Source organism: Idiomarina sp. UBA3162, assembly GCF_002364475.1.
Classification (GTDB): Bacteria; Pseudomonadota; Gammaproteobacteria; order Enterobacterales; family Alteromonadaceae; genus Idiomarina.
Window position 1 is genome coordinate 1 of sequence record NZ_DEYI01000045.1, and the last position, 3,606, is coordinate 3,606.

General features: G+C 45.0%; 3 protein-coding genes. All 3 read left to right on the plus strand.

What is annotated here, in order from left to right; genetic code table 11:
• The first annotated feature begins 78 nt into the window (after positions 1-78).
• On the plus strand, positions 79-903 hold the full coding sequence (locus tag B2X00_RS05070; RefSeq protein WP_290486377.1) for a rolling circle replication-associated protein: 825 nt from the start codon (positions 79-81) through the stop codon (positions 901-903).
• Positions 900-1,313, plus strand: coding sequence for a hypothetical protein (locus B2X00_RS05075; RefSeq protein ID WP_290486378.1), 414 nt, complete (start codon positions 900-902; stop codon positions 1,311-1,313). The genes B2X00_RS05070 and B2X00_RS05075 overlap by 4 nt, the downstream gene beginning before the upstream one ends.
• A 646-nt stretch (positions 1,314-1,959) precedes the next feature.
• A partial coding sequence (locus B2X00_RS05080) for an AAA family ATPase (protein ID WP_290486379.1) occupies positions 1,960-3,606 on the plus strand: 1,647 nt, incomplete at its 3' end.

Consider the following 3,606-nt stretch of genomic DNA (forward strand, 5'->3'; position numbering starts at 1 on the left):
AACCCTTTGTGTAGAACTCGCAGGTGACGTATTTAATGTACTACAAAAACGTTACCTGCTCCAGAAATGGAGCGGATTATGTTTTCAGAATTTATCGCTGATTCTAAGACGGAATCGGCAGTTAGAGAACCTAAGCGAAGCGGTGGTTCTCTTCCTTGTCTTAATAAGAACAACTCAATCGAGAGTTTGCCTTCTAACGTCAAAAAGCAGGTTTTTGCGTTGACTCTAAACACCGAATACTTCATCGATACTTTTGGTATTAATTCGGTTGGTTTTTTAACGTTAACCTTTAAGGAACCTATCGATAAACCTAAAGAAGCTAACCGCCGCTTTAACTCGTTTTCTTCTAATTTTTTGCGTAAACATACAGTGTCGTGGATAAAGGTTCAGGAGCGCCATTTGTCGGGTCGTATTCACTTTCATTTGCTTATTGCTGTTGATTCAGACATTCGCTCAGGCTTTGATTTTGACGCTGTTAGGAAGCGTAACTACTCTTCTGTTCCTGCTGAACTAAAAAGACTCTGGAAGCTTTTTAGAGAGAATTGCCCTAAGTATGGTTTCGGACGTCATCAATTAGAGCCTGTGCGGTCAACTGCTGAGGGGATGGCAAAGTATCTTTCTAAATACCTAACTAAAGACATGGGAAAGCGTTATCCCAACGATAAAGGAGCCCGGCTAGTTTCTTATGGGAAGTACTCTAGAATCGCTAGCAGTCGCTTTTCTTGGGTTTCTGATGGAGCCAGGTTATTTAGAATGAAACTGGCTCTATTTGTTCATTCAGTTGCTAATGATTTAGGTGTAGAGCCAAGCTTTGAGAGCATGAAATCAGCTTTAGGTGATAAGTGGATGAGAAACCACAGGCACCAAATTATAGGCATTGATTTGGCAGGTGCTGACTCATGATTGAATTTAGAGACTTCCGAGCCCTGCTCGTTCATGTTTACGCCTTTAATTACAAGGAAGCAGCAAGCGATTTAGGCGTGACTACAAAAACCATTTATCGGTGGTATGAGAATAATAAAGCCCCTACCCATGTAGTTAAGTATTTAATGATCGTAGCGCGTGGTTATCTGCCTGACCGAGAGCCCTATATACGATGGTATATAAAGGGTGATTATATTCACACGCCCTACGGTCGTTTTTTAGCTGCGGAGCTTGAGTTTTTAAACCATTACAAATGGTCAGCAAGGCGTTACGCAGATATAGCCAGAAATCGAAGAGAGCGAATGCCAGACATAGAAAAGAGGCTTAAGGGTTTAATTGACGAAGCTTCCTCCATGTTATCTATGATCAGAAATTCAGAGGTTGGTTAGCGGTAAGCAGGCAGACAAGCGCAAGCTGGCTGTCGGATTAGCGCTAACAAATTATGTAATTGACAAAGTGTCAAGCTGTAACCAGTGGTTATGACTCTAGTTTTGGGCTTTTAGCGCCTGCTATCGCCTTATTGGGGGTTATTAGGGGGCTTTGCCCCCTGATGGGTGACAAAATGACACACCTAACTAAACTCATTGACTCTAGGCTCCAGTGCGTCCCCGATATGGTTAAAAGCCTTGTACCACGCCCTGCTAGACAAAAAGTCCCGATATGATAATCTTGACTCGACCGTGTGTCGTAACATATCTACTTATCCGTAAGTGCCTGATTTTAATATACATTATACGCAATCAATAATATGGTAGTTTGGGGCGGTCGATAAGCGGCTTCGCTCGCTCGGCCCTTGTCGTAATCGGTTTAAGGATTTCGACTCTAAAATGTGCCTGTTCTTACAGACGTTTCTACGTGAAATTTTGTCCAGCTTTGGCTGTTATGTATCGCAGATTTTGCGTACGCGCTTGTACAATATCGTCGTGCTATTAGCTAACAGCTAAAGCCAACCTGTGCTAACATCGGTCGATTAATTTCATCTAAGATTGATGTGGTCATATTTGAGCTGGCCATAGGATAAGGAACTCGATTTATATGCAGCTGAGCGCTTCGCAACTAACTCCTCAAACACACGCATGGTTATCGCAACGGCCTAAAGAATGCAGTTCACAATTGCTTGTCGGCCAACAACGCGCCTTAAACGGTTTAGCAGCCGCTTTACGGCAAACGGGTGCATACGGTCACTGTTTTGCGATCGTTCCTCGTGGGTTTAACCATAAAGAAGTGTTTGATGAGTGTTTTGCGACGACCACATGGCAACACAGTCGGTGGTTTGATTGGCTTTATTTAGCTGACCCAGACGATGCGTTGCGCCCGCTGTGTGTTAATGTGCCATCGGGTAACGCGTTTGCGGTGATTGGTGCGTTGCAGCATATCTTGCAGCAGCCGCTCGACCAGCGCGATGATCTTGTTGAAGAACTGGTTACGTCGTTCGATACGCGCGCTCTGCGCGACTATATCCAACGTGTTAAGCAAAAAACCTTTGATGATTTTGCGTCCGATCAATTTGCGACAGTGATTGTTGGACATGAGCACCCTGCTCCTTATTATTATTGTGATCGGGTATCAGAATCGCAGTTATTCGGCCAAATGGGTGTACAGTCCATTGGTGGTACTGTGCGTTCAGATCTTCACCTTTTAGAGCCCGGTTGGATTCTAAAAGCCAATGGCGGTGTCCTAGCCATCGACATTGATGCTTTGTTGGACCAACCGGCGATGTACAAGCGCTTAAAAGAAGTGCTTAAGAGTGGCTATTTTGAATGGCCGCAACCAACCATGGAAGCTGGAGCCGCTTATTTTTATCGCCCAGAGCCGGTACCTATCGATATAAAAATCATCTTGGTGGGAAGCCGCCGTAGTTATGCAACGTTAAATGACTACGATGACGATTTTAGTGATTTGTTTCCATTTTTAGCCGACTTTCAATCGCGTTATGACACAACACAACAGTCGATCGCTGAGTATTTCAAGTTTTTGCATTATGTTTGGGACAATGCTGACGTACTACCGTTAACCGAGAACGCTTACGCCGCCGTGTTAACCGAGGTATCGCGTTGGGCTGAACATCAGTATGAACTTAGTCTAGATGCTATTGCCCTACTTCAATTGCTAAAACAAGCAAATGCCGTCGCCGCACACGAGGAAAAAACACAAATAGACGGTGACAGCATACGCAGTGCCGTGAAACAACAACGTGAGCGCGGTGGTTATATAGAAGAAGTGAGTCGGCGCAGTATCCTAAATAACGAAGTCCGTATCGATACGGCGGGTGAAATCGTGGGTCAGGTGAACGGTTTGACGGTCGTTAGTGTCGCCGGTGTTGAGTTTGGAGAACCTTCACGGATTACCGCAACCATCCATTATGGCGATGGTGATATTATTGATATCGAACGTAAATCTGAGCTCTCAGGTAATATACACACCAAAGGTGTGATGATCTTAAGCGCTTATCTAGCTCATCACTTTGCCCGTCATGAGCCTATGTCGGTTTCTGCTACGGTGGTGTTTGAACAGTCTTATCATGAGGTCGATGGTGATAGCGCCTCGCTGGGTGAGCTCTGCTGCTTAATCAGTGCGCTTGCTGATGTCCCCTTCAAGCAATCGGTTGCGCTAACCGGGGCGATTGACCAGTTTGGTCAAGTGCAAGCCATAGGCGGTGTAAACGAGAAGATCGAAGGCTTT